Source organism: Microbacterium sp. bgisy189 (assembly GCF_057707225.1).
The window spans coordinates 282,605-297,989 of sequence record NZ_JBYIPT010000002.1 but is presented as its reverse complement, the minus strand read 5'-3'; the positions used below and the strand labels follow the sequence as shown (position 1 = coordinate 297,989).

Annotated in this window: 12 protein-coding genes; 11 read left to right on the top strand and 1 reads right to left on the bottom strand. The window is 67.2% G+C overall.

Annotated features, from left to right (window positions below; genetic code table 11):
• From AC3ENX_RS04455 to AC3ENX_RS04425, 7 genes are all read left to right on the top strand, one after another.
• Positions 1 to 1,458 carry a DUF5684 domain-containing protein gene (locus AC3ENX_RS04455; RefSeq protein ID WP_434810653.1) on the top strand — a complete coding sequence of 486 codons (1,458 nt, stop codon included), beginning with the start codon at positions 1 to 3 and terminating at the stop codon, positions 1,456 to 1,458.
• 281 nt (positions 1,459 to 1,739) lie between these two features.
• Positions 1,740 to 2,108, top strand: coding sequence for a 30S ribosomal protein S12 (rpsL, locus tag AC3ENX_RS04450; RefSeq protein WP_018171438.1), 369 nt, complete (start codon positions 1,740 to 1,742; stop codon positions 2,106 to 2,108).
• A gap of 5 nt (positions 2,109 to 2,113) precedes the next feature.
• Positions 2,114 to 2,584, top strand: coding sequence for a 30S ribosomal protein S7 (rpsG, locus tag AC3ENX_RS04445; protein WP_434810652.1), 471 nt, complete (start codon positions 2,114 to 2,116; stop codon positions 2,582 to 2,584).
• Between the two features lie 75 nt (positions 2,585 to 2,659).
• On the top strand, positions 2,660 to 4,774 hold the full coding sequence (gene fusA / locus AC3ENX_RS04440) for an elongation factor G (RefSeq protein WP_434810651.1): 2,115 nt from the start codon (positions 2,660 to 2,662) through the stop codon (positions 4,772 to 4,774).
• 150 nt (positions 4,775 to 4,924) lie between these two features.
• A complete protein-coding gene (gene tuf, locus AC3ENX_RS04435) occupies positions 4,925 to 6,115 on the top strand; it encodes an elongation factor Tu (protein ID WP_434810650.1) in 1,191 nt (396 codons plus the stop codon).
• Between the two features lie 191 nt (positions 6,116 to 6,306).
• Positions 6,307 to 8,520, top strand: a complete 2,214-nt coding sequence (locus tag AC3ENX_RS04430) for a glycosyltransferase family 2 protein (protein WP_434810812.1) — start codon at positions 6,307 to 6,309, stop codon at positions 8,518 to 8,520.
• Positions 8,521 to 8,531: 11 nt separating this feature from the next.
• Positions 8,532 to 10,094 (top strand): chitinase, encoded by a 1,563-nt coding sequence (locus AC3ENX_RS04425; RefSeq protein WP_434810649.1) that lies wholly within the window; start codon positions 8,532 to 8,534, stop codon positions 10,092 to 10,094.
• A 15-nt stretch (positions 10,095 to 10,109) separates the two neighbouring features.
• Here the strand turns inward: AC3ENX_RS04425 and AC3ENX_RS04420 are convergent, their stop codons facing one another.
• The gene (locus AC3ENX_RS04420; protein WP_434810648.1) at positions 10,110 to 12,482 is read right to left on the bottom strand and encodes a putative bifunctional diguanylate cyclase/phosphodiesterase; all 2,373 of its coding nucleotides are present in this window, start codon (positions 12,480 to 12,482) and stop codon (positions 10,110 to 10,112) included.
• 108 nt (positions 12,483 to 12,590) lie between these two features.
• On the opposite strand from AC3ENX_RS04420, the gene AC3ENX_RS04415 reads away from it, so the two are divergent.
• From AC3ENX_RS04415 to rpsJ, 4 genes are all read left to right on the top strand, one after another.
• Positions 12,591 to 13,085, top strand: a complete 495-nt coding sequence (locus AC3ENX_RS04415) for a VanZ family protein (RefSeq protein ID WP_434810647.1) — start codon at positions 12,591 to 12,593, stop codon at positions 13,083 to 13,085.
• Positions 13,086 to 13,166: 81 nt separating this feature from the next.
• On the top strand, positions 13,167 to 13,382 hold the full coding sequence (locus AC3ENX_RS04410; protein WP_434810646.1) for an Rv0909 family putative TA system antitoxin: 216 nt from the start codon (positions 13,167 to 13,169) through the stop codon (positions 13,380 to 13,382).
• A 311-nt stretch (positions 13,383 to 13,693) separates the two neighbouring features.
• The gene (locus AC3ENX_RS04405) at positions 13,694 to 14,644 is read left to right on the top strand and encodes a hypothetical protein (RefSeq protein ID WP_434810645.1); all 951 of its coding nucleotides are present in this window, start codon (positions 13,694 to 13,696) and stop codon (positions 14,642 to 14,644) included.
• A 421-nt stretch (positions 14,645 to 15,065) separates the two neighbouring features.
• The gene (gene rpsJ, locus AC3ENX_RS04400; protein WP_030147986.1) at positions 15,066 to 15,374 is read left to right on the top strand and encodes a 30S ribosomal protein S10; all 309 of its coding nucleotides are present in this window, start codon (positions 15,066 to 15,068) and stop codon (positions 15,372 to 15,374) included.
• The last annotated feature ends 11 nt before the right edge of the window (positions 15,375 to 15,385 follow it).

The following is a 15,385-nucleotide window of genomic DNA, read 5'->3' as shown; positions in this document are numbered from 1 at the left end:
ATGAATCCGACCGTCGATGAATCGCCGGTGGCGCTCCTGCTGCTGCTGTCGCTGCTGATCACCGTCGCCCTTTACGTCTGGACCGCGCTCGCGCTGTCGGCCATGTTCCGCAAGATGGGGGAGCAGCCGTGGAAGGGCTGGGTGCCCGTCCTGAACATCGCGACCGTGCTGCGCTGGGGCGGCTTCTCGCCGTGGCTCGTGCTGCTGCTGCTCGTGCCCGGCGCCGGCGGCCTGGTCGTCTACGTCCTGCTGGTGGTCGCCGCGCATCGCCTCGGCCCCGGGTTCGGGTACGGCACGGGCATGACCGTGGTCGCTGCCGTGCTGTTCCCGGTGTGGGCGACGATCCTCGGGTTCGGGCCCTCACGATGGCTGGGTGCACGCCCGGCGACGGCGCTTCCCGCCAACGGCGTCGCCCGACGGGCATCGACCGAAGCACCGACAGCGGCCGCGGCAGACCTTCCCGCGGAGTCACCGCCGGCACCATCGTCGCAGGATGCCGTCGGCGACCCGTTCGCCGCATTCGCACCCCCGTCCGCTGCCGCCGAGCCTGCAGCGCCGTCGGCGCCGCAGACGGCCCCGAACCCAATCGCGCACGAAACCGACGCGGCGGTGCCCGCCGGCTCGGCGTCCTGGGCACCGCCTGCCCCACCGAGCCCGTCCGAGACCGCTGTCGCACCGGAGGTCGCGCCCGCCCCCGAACCGACCGGCGACGACGCGTGGCCGTCCGTGCCGGACGAGGTGTCGGCTGTCGCACCGGCACCGTTCCCGCCGAGTTCCGCCGCCGCACCGGCATCCCGTCATGTCGCGCCGCCCGTCGAGGCCGGTGACCCGCTGGTCTCGTTCGTTCCCGGCCGCCGGACCTCGATGTCGAACCGCAACGAAGAGGTGTCGGTGACGCGCGTGCCGCCGCGCCCGGCTGCACCGGTCTCCGACGAGCAGTCTGCGACCAGCGATGCCGATGCCTTCCCCGAGATGTCCGGTGAGGTCTCTGCCGTCGTCGGCTCGCCGGCGGCCGGTTCGCCCCGATCGGCGCGCGCCTCGGTGGCCGCGCAGCAGCGTGATCGTGAGCCGACCGCCGATGAGGACGACGACGCGGAGATGACCGTCATCGCCCGCCGGCGTCGCCCGGCATGGCGGTTGATGCCCGCGCAGGGCTCGCCCATCCCGCTCACCGCCGACGTCGTCATCCTGGGGCGGCGCCCCGGTTCGGATGCCGGGTTCCCGCGCGCACAACTCGTGCCGCTCGACGACCACACGCGCACCGTCTCCAAGACGCACGCGCGCCTCGAACACCGCGGCGACGGCTGGTGGATCACCGATCTGCATTCGACGAACGGCGTGCTGCTGCCGACGTATCTCGGCAGCGAGGTCGAGGCGGAACCCGGCACCGCCGTGCCTGCGGGGGACAGGTTCCTCCTCGGCGACGCCGAGTTCCGGCTCGCCCGCACCGACGACTGACGGGTGCCCTGCGGCCGCCGTTTGACCGGCTCGTCGCGTCCACGTATCATTGACCGGGTGTGCGCCCTCGCGCGCCCTGCGTCGTGCCCAGCACGGTGCAGGCAGCGAGACGCCACATCACAGGGAACGACCTGCGAACAGGTCCACCCCCACGGCATATCCACCACGAAACGCACAGAGCACTCGCCCTGCGCAGGTGGATCTGTGGTGAAACCACGAACGCTGTCACCGTGCAGCATCCGCAGGAGCCGGCAGGCCCCGCGGAACAACAAGGAGAGAACGTGCCAACCATTCAGCAGTTGGTTCGCAAGGGCCGGTCGCCCAAGGTCAGCAAGACCAAGGCGCCCGCCCTGAAGGCGAACCCGCAGCAGGCGGGGGTCTGCACCCGCGTCTACACGACCACGCCCAAGAAGCCGAACTCGGCGATGCGCAAGGTCGCCCGTGTCAAGCTCCGCAACGGCACCGAGGTCACCGCCTACATCCCCGGCGAGGGCCACAACCTGCAGGAGCACTCGCTCGTGCTGGTCCGCGGTGGTCGTGTGAAGGACCTCCCGGGTGTTCGTTACAAGATCGTTCGCGGCGCCCTGGACACACAGGCCGTCAAGAACCGCAAGCAGGCCCGTAGCCGCTACGGCGCCAAGAAGGGCTGAGTCAGATGCCTCGCAAGGGACCCGCACCCCGCCGCGTCGTCGTCAACGACCCGGTCTACGGTGCTCCGATCGTCACCCAGCTGGTGAACAAGATCCTCGTCGACGGCAAGAAGTCGCTCGCCGAATCGATCGTCTACGGCGCCCTCAAGGGTGTCGAGGCCAAGAACGGCCAGGACGCCGTCGCGACGCTCAAGAAGGCGCTCGACAACGTCCGCCCCACCCTCGAGGTCAAGAGCCGCCGCGTCGGTGGCTCCACCTACCAGGTTCCCGTCGAGGTCAAGCCGCACCGTGCGAACACGCTCGCGCTGCGCTGGCTCGTCAGCTACGCGAAGGGTCGTCGTGAGAAGACGATGACCGAGCGTCTGCAGAACGAGATCCTCGACGCATCGAACGGCCTGGGTGCCGCGGTCAAGCGCCGTGAAGACACCCACAAGATGGCCGAGTCGAACCGCGCCTTCGCGCACTACCGCTGGTAATCAGCGCATTGGTGGCCGGTCGAACCCGGCCGGCCACCCCCGCGACTTTTCCCCACCACACGTAAGGACACCCCTGTGGCACAAGAAGTGCTCACCGACCTCAAGAAGGTCCGCAACATCGGCATCATGGCGCACATCGATGCCGGCAAGACGACGACGACCGAGCGCATCCTGTTCTACACGGGCGTCAACCACAAGATCGGCGAGACCCACGACGGCGCTGCGACCACCGACTGGATGGAGCAGGAGCAGGAGCGTGGCATCACCATCACCTCCGCCGCGGTGACGTGTTTCTGGGAGAAGAACCAGATCAACATCATCGACACGCCCGGTCACGTCGACTTCACCGTCGAGGTGGAGCGTTCGCTCCGCGTGCTCGACGGCGCGGTCGCCGTGTTCGACGGCAAGGAGGGCGTCGAGCCCCAGTCCGAGACCGTGTGGCGTCAGGCCGACAAGTACGACGTGCCCCGCATCTGCTTCGTCAACAAGATGGACAAGCTGGGCGCCGACTTCTACTTCACGGTCGACACCATCATCAACCGCCTGAAGGCCAAGCCCCTCGTGCTGCAGCTGCCGATCGGCGCCGAGAACGACTTCGTCGGCGTCATCGACCTTGTCTACATGCGCGCACTGGTGTGGCCCGGCGACGCCAAGGGTGATGTCACCATGGGCGCCAAGTACGAGATCCAGGAGATCCCGGCCGACCTCGCCGACAAGGCCGCCGAGTACCGCGAGAAGCTGCTCGAGACCGTCGCCGAGTCCGACGAGGCGCTGCTTGAGAAGTACTTCGGCGGCGAGGAGCTGACCCCGGAAGAGATCAAGGGCGCCATCCGCAAGATGACGATCGCCGGCGAGCTCTACCCGGTGCTCTGCGGCTCGGCGTTCAAGAACCGCGGTGTGCAGCCGATGCTCGACGCGGTCGTGGACTACCTGCCCTCGCCCCTGGACGTGCCCGCCATCGAGGCGCACGACCCCAAGGACGAAGAGATCATCATCGAGCGTCACGCCGACCGCGACGAGCCGTTCTCGGCGCTCGCGTTCAAGATCGTGGCGCACCCCTTCTTCGGTCGTCTGACCTACATCCGCGTGTACTCGGGTCACCTCGACTCGGGCGCGCAGGTCAGCAACGCGACAAAGCAGAAGAAGGAGCGCATCGGAAAGATCTTCCAGATGCACGCCAACAAGGAGAACCCGGTCGAGTCGGTCACCGCCGGTCACATCTACGCCGTCATCGGCCTGAAGGACACCACGACCGGTGACACCCTCGCCGACCCGGCCAACCCGGTCGTCCTCGAGTCGATGACGTTCCCCGAGCCGGTCATCGAGGTCGCCATCGAGCCCAAGACCAAGGCCGACCAGGAGAAGCTGGGTGTCGCCATCCAGCGCCTGGCCGAAGAGGACCCGACCTTCCGCGTCGAGCAGAACGTCGAGACCGGCCAGACCGTCATCAAGGGCATGGGCGAGCTGCACCTCGACATCCTCGTCGACCGCATGAAGCGCGAGTTCAAGGTCGAGGCGAACGTCGGCAAGCCGCAGGTGGCGTACCGCGAGACGATCAAGAAGACCGTCGAGCGTCACGACTACACCCACAAGAAGCAGACCGGTGGTTCGGGTCAGTTCGCGAAGATCCAGTTCGCGATCGAGCCCCTCGAGGTCACGGCCGACAAGACGTACGAGTTCGAGAACAAGGTCACCGGTGGCCGCATCCCGCGCGAGTACATCGAGCCCACCAACCAGGGCTTCCAGGACGCCATGCAGGTCGGCGTGCTCGCCGGCTACCCCATGGTGGGCGTCAAGGCGACCCTCATCGACGGCGCTTCGCACGACGTCGACTCGTCCGAAATGGCGTTCAAGATCGCCGGTTCGATGGGCTTCAAGGAGGCCATCCGCAAGGCGAACCCCGTCATCCTCGAGCCGCTCATGGCCGTCGAGGTGCGTACGCCCGAGGAGTACATGGGCGACGTCATCGGCGACCTGAACTCGCGTCGTGGCCAGATCCAGTCGATGGAGGACGCCCAGGGCGTCAAGGTCGTCCGTGCGCTCGTGCCGCTGTCCGAAATGTTCGGCTACATCGGCGACCTGCGCTCGAAGACCTCGGGTCGCGCCGTCTACTCGATGGAGTTCGACTCGTACGCCGAGGTCCCGCGGGCCGTCGCCGACGAGATCGTCCAGAAGACCAAGGGCGAGTAACACCGCCCTCCCGGGGAGTCGCTGCGATGCGTCGCCGAGACTCCCCGGGACATCCACAACTTCATACACATAGACTAGAAACATCCCCGTAGACGACCGGTCGCAATCCAGTGCCCGGAACCTCTACACGACCGTCCTGAGGAGGACCCAGTGGCCAAGGCCAAGTTCGAGCGGACCAAGCCGCACGTCAACATCGGAACGATCGGTCACGTCGACCACGGCAAGACCACGCTCACCGCTGCCATCTCCAAGGTGCTCGCCGACAAGTTCCCGTCGGCCACCAACGTGCAGCGCGACTTCGCGTCGATCGACTCGGCGCCCGAAGAGCGTCAGCGTGGTATCACGATCAACATCTCGCACGTCGAGTACGAGACCCCGAAGCGCCACTACGCGCACGTCGACGCCCCCGGTCACGCCGACTACATCAAGAACATGATCACCGGTGCCGCTCAGATGGACGGCGCGATCCTCGTGGTCGCCGCCACCGACGGCCCGATGGCACAGACCCGTGAGCACGTTCTGCTCGCCAAGCAGGTCGGCGTTCCCTACCTGCTCGTCGCGCTGAACAAGGCCGACATGGTCGACGACGAGGAGATCCTGGAGCTCGTCGAGCTCGAGGTCTCCGAGCTGCTCGCCTCGCAGGGCTTCGACGAGGCTGCACCCGTCGTGCGCGTCTCGGGCCTGAAGGCGCTCGAGGGCGACGAGAAGTGGGTTCAGTCGATCGTCGACCTCATGGACGCCGTCGACGAGTCCATCCCGGACCCGGTGCGCGACAAGGACAAGCCGTTCCTCATGCCGATCGAGGACGTCTTCACGATCACCGGTCGTGGAACCGTCGTCACCGGCCGCGCCGAGCGTGGCACCCTGGCCATCAACTCGGACGTCGAGATCGTCGGCATCCGTCCCACCCAGAAGACCACTGTCACGGGTATCGAGATGTTCCACAAGCAGCTCGACGAGGCCTGGGCCGGCGAGAACTGTGGTCTGCTCCTCCGCGGCACCAAGCGTGACGACGTCGAGCGTGGCCAGGTCGTCGTGAAGCCGGGCTCGGTGACCCCTCACACCAACTTCGAGGGCACCGCATACATCCTGTCCAAGGACGAGGGTGGCCGTCACAACCCCTTCTACACGAACTACCGCCCGCAGTTCTACTTCCGTACCACCGACGTCACCGGCGTCATCTCGCTGCCCGAGGGCACCGAGATGGTCATGCCCGGCGACACCACCGACATGACCGTTGAGCTGATCCAGCCCATCGCCATGGAGGAGGGCCTCGGCTTCGCGATCCGTGAGGGTGGCCGCACCGTCGGTGCCGGCACCGTCACCAAGATCCTGAAGTAAGTCTTCGGACCTTCTCGGCGACCCCCCGGGCTCAGGCTCGGGGGGTCGCCGTGTATCGACCGCCGCCGTCGATGCACGAGCACTGAGGCGGCTTGTACCAGCGTGTCGGGGGAGAACACCAGGTGGCGAAGAAGGAACGTCGGCCGCGTCGGCAATGGGGCTCGGAGCGCATCACCGCGCCGTTGGCGATCATGCACTCGCGCCCCAGCGGTCGCAAACTGGTGCTGGGCAGGCTCGCCATTGTCGTGACGGTTCTCGCGTGGCTCATGTACGTCATCACCACGGTGGTGCGAGAGTTCGTCGAGAATGACACCCAGACCCTGCGGTTCGTGCTCGAAGCGGTCAGCTACCTGTTGGTGGTCACCTTCCTGAGCTTCTCGGCGCTCATGTACCTGGTCGCGCGCCAGGGTGCGCTCTACCGCTACCGCGACCACGTGCGTGCGCCGCGCGGCATTCTCGACCAGCACTTCGCCGACGGGTACGACAAGGCCGTCACGGTGCTCATTCCGTCGTACCGTGAAGAGCCCGAGGTCATCGCCAAGACCGTGTGGTCGGCTGCGCTGCAGGAGTTCCCGCAGAAGCGCGTGATCGTGTTGATCGACGACCCGCCGGCCCCCGCCGACGACGAGAACATCGCGCTCCTGCAGTCAGCTAGAGATCTCCCGGCCGTTGTCGCGGCCGCGCTCGAAGGTCCCCGCGCTCGCTTCAGCGCAGCTCGACAGCAGCTGCAGGACGGCCTCGCAGCGGCCGAAACCGTCACTGGCGATCTCGTCACGCTCGTTTCGGACGAGTATCTGCACGCGGCGGAATGGCTCGAGGCGAAGGCGGAGGCGCATCGCATCGCCGACCACATGGACGCGTTCTTCGCCGACCGTGTGCTCATCGGCCTCGCCAGCGACTTGCGCCTCACGCGCTTGGCGCTCGACGCGGCCGTCGAGCAAGGCGGAGCGCCGAGCGCGGAGCGCCTCGTGCAGCTCGCCGATCGCCTCGTCTGGATCTTCACTGCCGAGATCTCGTCGTTCGAGCGGAAGACGTTCGCATCACTGTCGCACGAAGCCAACAAGGCGATGAACCTCAACTCGTACATCGGGCTGATGGGGCGTCGGTGGAAGGTGGAGGATGCCGCGGATGAGCGCATCCTCGTCCCCGCCGCCGACGATGAGCATGCTGACCTCGACGTGCCGTACACCGAGTACCTGCTGACCCTCGACGCCGACTCCATGCTGCTGCGCGACTACTGCATCCGCTTGGTGCACTTCCTCGAGCAGCCCGGCAACGAACGCGTCGCGGTGACCCAGACCCCGTATTCCGCGTACCGCGGTGCGCCGAGTCGCATCGAGCGCGTCGCGGGTGCGACGACCGACATCCAGCACACCCTGCACCAGGGCATGACGTACTACAACGCGACGTTCTGGGTGGGCGCGAACGCCGTCATCCGCCGCGTGGCGCTCGACGACATCGTCGAACGGCAGACGGTCGGCGGGTTCGAGATCGACACGTACATTCAGGACCGTACGGTCATTGAAGACACCGAGTCGAGCATCGACCTCGGCACGCACGGCTGGACGCTCGTGAACTATCCGGAGCGGTTGAGCTATTCGGCGACTCCGCCCGACTTCGGTTCGCTCGTGGTGCAGCGGCGCCGGTGGGCCAACGGTGGCCTGCTCATCATGGCGAAGTTCTCGCGTCAGCTGCGTGAACGTCGCTACCGTCGTGAACGGATCCTCGCCCGCGAGGTTCTGCTGCGTGTGAACTACATGGCCTCGATCGCGTGGGCGAGCCTCGGGCTCATCTTCCTCCTGGCGTACCCGTACGACAGTCGTCTGCTCAGCCCGTGGGTCGTCGTTGCGGCCCTCCCGTACTTCCTCTGCATGGCGAGCGACCTCGCCGAGAGCGGGCATCGTCGCACCGACGTCTTCCGGATCTACGGCTTCAACCTGGTGCTGCTCGCAGTGAATGTCGCGGGTGTCGTCAAGTCCGTCCAGCAGGCGCTCACCAACGAGAAGATTCCGTTCGTACGCACCCCGAAGGTGCAGAACCGCACCGCGGCCCCCGGGCTCTACGTCTTCGTGCCGTTCGTCATCGTCGCGTTCTCGATCCTGACGCTGGTGCGGGACATCAACGCGCAGAACTGGGGCAACGCTGCGTTCGCCGCTTTCAACGCCCTGCTGTGCGGGTGGGCGATCGTGGCCTACATCGGCCTGCGAGCGTCGATCGTCGACATGACGCTCGGCGTTGTCGGGTGGCTGTTCGTTCCGGTGAAGCCGAAACGTGCCACGCACGGCACCGTCGAACGCAAGCCGAAGCCCGTCGACTGGTCATCGATCCTGTACCACGGAGACCGCCGCCTCGGTCGCGACATCACACGCAAGAGCGACCTTCGCCGTCGCGTGAGCCCGAGATAAGGAACACGAACGTGTCGAAGAGATTCCCCGGTCGCCGGCTCTCCTGGGTGCGGCTCACCGTGCTCGCCCTCGTGGTGGGTGGCCTGGGCTATGCGGGTTACTCGAGTGTGCGCGCGTTGCAGGACGATTGGGTCGCGGAGGAGAGCACGCCATGGTTCTCTGCCTACGTCGATGCCACGGCGACGCCGTCGTATGAGTTCGAGGTGCAGACAGGCGATGACCAGAAGACGGTGACGCTTTCGTTCATCGTGGCTGCGAGTCCCACGACGTGCGAGCCGACCTGGGGTACGCACTACACGCTTGATGAGGCTGCGGCCGATCTTGACCTCGACCGCCGCATCGCCCGCCATGTTCGTGGCGGGGGCGAGGCGATCGTGTCCTTCGGTGGGCTGTTCAATGCCGAACTGGCACTTGCCTGCGATTCGGTCGACGAGCTCGCCGACCAGTACCGAGCCATCATCGACCGATACGACTTGACGACGATCGACCTCGATATCGAGGGCGATGCGCTTGCTGATACCGTCTCGCGTGAGCGCCGAGCCGATGCGATCGCGCAACTGCAGGACGAGCAGCGGGATGCGGGCCGGCAGCCGGTCGCGGTGTGGCTGACGCTTCCGGTGGCGCATGACGGGCTGACCGGCGACGGTGTCAGCCTCGTCCAGGAGATGCTCGACGCAGGGGTCGCTTTGGCCGGCGTCAACGTCATGACGATGAACTTCACCGGGGATGACGCGGCGGCCGACCCCGGCGCCGTCGCCATCACGGCGCTGGAGGGCACGCATCGTCAACTTCGGGCGATCTATGCCGACCGGGACCAGCCGATGGGTGCCGCGACGGCGTGGCGCATGGTGGGTGCGACCCCGATGATCGGCCAGAACGACGTCACGGCCGAGGTCTTCGGGCTCGACGACGCCGCCGCGCTCAACGCATTCGCCATCGAGAAGGGCCTCGGTCGCATGTCGATGTGGTCGGCCAACCGCGACCAGACGTGCGCCGAGGCGTATCCGGACTGGCAGATCGTCTCCGACGCGTGCAGCGGCATCCAGCAGAACGGGCAGCGCTTCGGCGAGGTGCTCGCGGCCGGATTCGAGGGCAGCCCCGCGCAGGCGGCCGACGCGCCGTCTCCGACCCCCGATGCGACGAGCATCGACGATCTCGTCGACGATCCCGAGACGAGCCCGTACCCCATCTGGGACGAGAACGCGTCGTACCCGGCCGACACCCGCGTCGTCTGGCGACGGAGCGTGTACGTCGCGAAGTGGTGGAGCAGCGGCGATCAGCCCGACAACCCCGCGCTGAGCACCGCCGAGAACCCGTGGCGACTGATCGGCCCGGTGCTCGACGGTGAGACGCCGATCCCCGAGGTGCGACTGCCCGAGGACTTCTACCCGGTGTGGAAGGAAGAGACCGTCTACACGCGCGCCGAACGGATCATGCTCGACGGTGTCGCCTACGAGGCGCGCTGGTGGACGCAGGGCGACAACCCGGCCGCCGGCGAGCAGGATCCGGGCAATTCGCCCTGGCGTCGCCTGACGTCCGAAGAGATCGAGAAGCTTCTGACGGCTGAAGACTGACCTGCAGGGGCGTGGTCACGTCGCGTCGTCGTCGAGGTAGGCCGTGAGGCCGTGCGCTTCGAGCCGCGCCATCATCTCGGCGACGGGGATGCCGCGGCCGAAGCGGTAGCCCTGCATGTAGCGAACGCCGACCTTGACGAGGTCGTCGTACTCCTGCTGCGTCTCGACGCCTTCGACGACCATCTGCACGCGCAGGTTGCGGGTCAGCAGTGCCAGCGAGCGCATGACGAGCTGCGACTTGCGGGTGCGCAGACTCAGGGTCAGAGCGCGGTCGACCTTCAGCACATCGAACGGGTACTGCACGACCGACAGCAGGGTCGATGCTGCCTGGCCGAAATCGTCGAGCGCGATCGGAATGCTGCCTTCGCGTCGCAGGTCTTCGAGCATCGCGATGGTGTCCTCCGAGCTGCGCTGCAACGACGTCTCACTGAGTTCGAGGGTCACGGTCACACTCTCGGTGTCGCGTGCGTGCGAGACGGCGGTGGCGAAGTCGACGTCGGTGATCTGCTCGACGTCGACATTCACGTGCACGTCGGTCAGGCTCGGCGCGATCGTCTGGAACCGCTGCATGTCGGTGATCGCGGTGTCGACGACATGTCTGCTGAGCTCGGTGAGCAGGCCGAGGCGGCGCGCTTCGTGGACGAGGATGCCGGCGGGGACGCCGCGTAGGGCCGCATCGCTCGGTCGGATCAGTGCCTCCATCGCGATGATCGTGTTCTCCACCCGATCGACGATGGGCTGGTAGACGAGCGTGAGTCGGCGGTGCCGCACGGCGTCGGCGATGGCCTCCACGAGTTCGGCCGGATCGCCGCCTCCGCGCGTGACGGCGATCGGCATGGTGGCGTCGCTCACGGGTTCCACATCGCGGCCCCGCGCGGCGTACATCCGTGCGTCGGCGGCTTCGACGAGGGCGGTCGCGTCCGGCGTCCCGGGCGCGGCGACCGCGAGTCCTCGCGACATGCTGAGGCCGATGATCGTCTGCCCCAGCACGATCGGCGCGCTCACCTCGGTGAGCAGTCGTTCGGTGCGGCGATCTGCGTCGAGATCGTCGGTGACGCCGGTGAGGATGACGACGAATTCGTCGCCGCCGACGCGGGCCACGATGTCGTCCGCCCCGGCGTGGGCACGCAGTCGTGTCGCGACGAGTTGCAGCACGGCGTTGCCGACCTCGTGACCGTGGGCGTCATTCACATCCTTGAAGTTGTCGACATCGAGGTACACGACGGCGAAGCGGGTGCCGGGGTGCGTGGAGGGGAGTTCGTCGAGCGCGATCCGGAATGCCCGGTAATTCGGCAACCCGGTGAGGTCGTCGGTGAAGGCTTCGCGCGCGAGTCGCGCCTGCTCGGTGCGGGTGTTCGCCATCGTCTCGGCGATGTGCGCGATGGCTTCGAGCACACGACGGTCTTTGACGACGAACGGTCCCTGCGTCGACCCGCGCCGAGCGACGAGGTTGCCCTCCGGCAGTTTCGCGGCGATCTCGTTCTCGGCGACCTCGCCGTCACCGCGCACCTCGATGCTCTCGCGGGGGAGGGTTCGCTGCGCGAAGTGGCGCGCGTGCTCCTCGACGCTCGAAGACGGCGACCACGGAAGGGCGAGTGCGGCATCGAGCATGCCGGTCAGGCGTGTCGTCGCGGTGCGCAGTTCGAGCAGCATCCCGATGCCGAAGGTGACGACGCCCAGCACGGCAAACGCAGCGACGCCGCCGGGGTCGTTCTCGGACTGCGGGTTGGTCGTGTTGACGAAGCGCGCGATCGACAACCCGAGATACAGCGCGCCCGCGACCACGACGCTGACGACGGCCACGCGCCCCCACAGCACCGAACCGAAGATCGCACGTGGCGTCATCCGGGTGGCGACGGCAAGACGCAGCATCGAGGTTGCGATACGCGTCGCGATGAAGGCAACCACCGTCGCCGGCGCCGCGAGGGCGATGTGGACGCCGGCGGCGTCGAGCGGGATCCACACCGCGAGCGCGACGATTCCGGCCACGATCAGATAGCCGGCGAACTCAAAGGTGTGACGAAGACCGCGGGTTCGCACGATCGCGCCGACGAGGAAGCCCGCGGCCCACAGGGTGAGGGCGGCGACGGGGGGCAGGGTGTCGGCCGCGACGACCAGCAGCGCCGGTGCGATCCCCATCGTCAGCAGGGTGTCGACGCGCGAGACGGTCACCATGAGCGCGCAGGACCCGATGACCGCGATCAGGAGCACGAGCGCCCACAGCCAGCTGTACGGAAAGCCTCCGACCATGAAGCCGACGATGATCGCGGCGGCCGTCACGACCATCCAGCCGATGTCGAACAAGCGCCCCACCCGCGATGTCAGTCTGCGCTCAACCGCGGGGGCGGAGGCGACGCCGCTGGTGGGCGAGAGCATCTCGGGAGGCATGAGTCAACGGTAGGGCCCGCGGGGTCCGTCGTGGGGTGTGGAGCGCCCGTCGGGGGTCGTGTCGCGCGCGCCGGTGCCTCTGTGGGCAGCGTGCGTATCATCGGAACGATGTCTCGCGATTCGCTGCCGCGCACCAGCGGTGCTCGCCATGCCGTCGCGACAGCGCTCGGGGTCGGCTACGGGGTCGTGCTCGCGTTCATCGTGTTCTGGCCGAGCCCGGTCGACCGTCCGATCGCGGCGATGCTCCAGCGAGTCATCGCGGAACTCCACGAGCGCGGCGTTCCGCAGTTCGTCGACTACGCCCTCATCGAATTCTCCGCCAACGTACTGCTGTTCTTCCCGGTGGGGGTCTTCTTCGGCCTGGCCGTGCCGATCCGATGGTGGGTGCTCGCGCTCGCCGCCGGGCCCATGCTGTCGGCGATCGTCGAACTCGCCCAGGCCCGCTTGCTCGCCGAGCGTTACGCGACCGTCTCCGACGTCGTCGCCAACTCGATCGGCGCCACGATCGGTGTGCTCCTGGTGCTCGCGCTGCGGGCTGCCGTCGCCCAGCGCGATCAGCAGGTGATCGCGCGGCACGAGGCGCTGGCGGCCGCCCGAGCCTGACGGCAGACCCTTGCCAACCCCCGGTCAGACGGCAAGACTGTTCGGCACGGCGCACCGCCGCATCCGTGAAGGGAACATCACATGGGTATCGACGACATCGTCAACCAGGGCAAGGCATTCCTCGACCAGAACAAGGACAAGATCGAGGAGACCCTGAAGTCCGACCAGGCCGAAGACGTCAGCGACAACGTGCTCGACGCAGCCGCCGACTTCGTGAAGAAGATCGCGCCGGACTCGGTCGACGAGCAGATCGACGGCGTGCGCGACAACATCGACAGCAAGATCGGCAACGAGTAGTCCGAACCCGTCCGGAAGGGGGTGGATGCCACGGCATCCACCCCCTTCCCCTTCCTTCGCGAGCTTGCCGCTTCCTTCGCGAGCTTGCCGCTTCCTTCGCGAGCTTGCCGCTTCCTTCGCGAGCTTGCCCCTTTGCCCGCGAGTTTGTCCCGTCTTTCGCGAGCTTGCCGGCAAGGTCGTCAGCGAACCGGCCAGGTCGTGAGCGAACCGGCAAGGTCGGCGGCGTCTGCACAATCGTGCGAGGCTGCGGGTTGTTCACAGTTCGAGGACGTGTAGCGAGGGGGCACGTGGGTGTGCGCGACTGTGTTGGGATGACCCCGCTGCACACCGACCCGCGACTCGTTCTCCAGAAGAACCTCCATGCGTTCGCGGCGCTCGATCGGCGCGACCTCACGAAGGTCGGGCGCGGGGCGTTCGTGCGGACCGCTCAGTGGGATGACATCTTTCGCGACGATCGGCTGCGCATCGTCGCATCAGACGTGTGGCGCCGCGTCGATCGTTCGAATGGCGCATTCGCGATGCGAACGGCGCTGGCCATCCACGGACTGCCAGTGTTCGGCGGGCGGGATGATCGCGTCGACCTGATCGTTCCGGGAGCGAATCCGCGGCACGGGTCTTCCCAAGCACGCCGGCACCATTGCGCACTTCCGGAGTTCGACGTGTCCGTCATCGACGGCATGCGAGTCACGAGTATCGAGCGCACGCTGTATGACGTGATTCGGCTCGAATCGATCGAGGCGGCTGTCATCGCCTTGGATGCCGCGTTCCACCGTGCTGCGTGGGACGACCAGACCAACACCTACGACCGAGCCCTGGATGCCGCGCTCCGCGACGGGATCCATCGGCGCATCGTCGCCGGTTCCGGAGCCCGTGGCATCCGGCAGGCGCGCATAGTGCTCGACTTCGCCGACGGGCGCGCGGCATCCCCGGGTGAAAGCCTCCTGCGCCTGCGCACGTGGCAGGTCGGCATCGACGGTGCCGAGCCGCAGTTCCGGGTGGAGTTGGGGGCGGGCCGCTACGCGCTGCTCGATCTCGCGTTCAGTTCGCGGCGGATCTGGTTCGAGTTCGACGGTGACGTCAAGCTGACCGATCCGGCCATGCTGCGCGGCAGGACGGCCGCCGATGTGCTCGCAGAGCAGGCGGCGCGGCGGGATGCCGTCGCGCGCGTCCTCCAGTGGACCCCGTACCAGTACGGCTGGAACGATGTGCTGACACTCGACGCCTACGCAGCCGCCCTGCGAGCGCGCGGCATCCGGCCCTGAAGCGCCCGCGCGCCGAGCTTGCCGGCAAGCTCGCGCACGAACCGGCAAGCTCGCGCACGAACCGGCAAGCTCGCGCACGAACCGGCAAGCTCGCGATGCGGGCCGGGCGACGCTGGGGGAGTGCTGTGCGGGACACGCCCGGGTTTGCGACACGCCCGGGCGCCACGTAGACTAGTCAGGTTCCACATTCCTGCGCGCATGCGCGGGATCACTGCCAGGGCAGTGCATAGGCCGGCGAAAGCCCAGAGCCTAGGCCGCGGGCAGCAGAACAGCGAATCCGACACCACACCTGGAAACAGGTTCCGCACGCGTGCGGACGGTCGGACTGACATCAGAACAGCGGTGCGCAAGTGCCCGGCACAGAATCCTGTGCCATGCGCGTCCAATGCCCGTGAGGTAAGACGCAGAAAGAGAGTGAGCAATGGCGGGACAGAAGATCCGCATTCGCCTGAAGTCGTATGACCACGAGGTCATCGACTCTTCAGCGCGCAAGATCGTCGACACGGTCACCCGTGCCGGTGCGACGGTCGTGGGCCCCGTGCCCCTTCCGACCGAGAAGAACGTCGTGTGCGTCATCCGGTCGCCCCACAAGTACAAGGACAGCCGCGAGCACTTCGAGATGCGCACCCACAAGCGTCTGATCGACATCGTCGACCCGACGCCCAAGGCCGTCGACTCGCTGATGCGCCTTGACCTGCCGGCCGACGTCAACATCGAGATCAAGCTCTGAGGACGACGACC